Origin of the sequence: Actinomadura napierensis, assembly GCF_039529375.1 — a bacterium.
In the GTDB taxonomy this organism is placed as follows: Bacteria; Actinomycetota; Actinomycetes; order Streptosporangiales; family Streptosporangiaceae; genus Spirillospora; species Spirillospora napierensis.
This window is the reverse complement of sequence record NZ_BAAAMR010000427.1, coordinates 1-522: the sequence shown is the minus strand read 5'-3', so window position 1 is coordinate 522 and position 522 is coordinate 1. Positions and strand designations below refer to the sequence as shown.

General features: G+C 40.2%; 1 protein-coding gene. It reads right to left on the bottom strand.

The window, feature by feature from the left end:
- Positions 1–13 precede the first annotated feature (13 nt).
- Complete coding sequence (locus ABD296_RS50285) at positions 14–316, bottom strand: S1 RNA-binding domain-containing protein (protein WP_344285845.1); 303 nt, start codon at positions 314–316, stop codon at positions 14–16.
- Positions 317–522: the final 206 nt, after the last annotated feature.

Sequence of the window (522 nt, the reverse complement as noted above, 5' to 3'; positions counted from 1 at the left end):
CTTCTTTTTCAACCTAAACTAAAAGCTCTGTGCCTTCAGTAATAAGTTCACGAATGTTTGAAGTTTGACGTGGGTCTGCCTGAAAATAGCTATTCGCAATTTCACGCATAGACAAGAAGCCTTGACGACCTGCGCCATATTCAACAAAAACAGCTTCTAAAGATGGTTCTACGCGGGTGACATGGCCTTTATAGATATTGGATTTTTTCTGTTCTCGGGTACGATTCTCTAAATCAAAATCGTAAAGACGATTACCAGTGATAAGTGCAACGCGAACTTCTTCGGCATGAGTTGCATTAATCAACATACGTTTCATGGGTGTGACACCTAATAGTGACTCACACAAACAAACCAAACAAACTTAAAGGTTCTGAACGAACATCGAACATGACGGATCATTTCCCAGATCTCAAAATACTTGTGGTCTGAGTCATCTGTTACCGGCTACATTTAGCCTTAGCTTCGATTCTCGTCTGTGATGTAGGCAATACTGCTTCAACCTTTAAATCGGAATTCCTTTTT

Coding starts and splice junctions, on each gene's coding strand:
- ABD296_RS50285 (WP_344285845.1), bottom strand. CDS start 316: ATGAAACGTATGTTGATTAATGCAACTCATGCCGAAGAAGTTCGCGTT.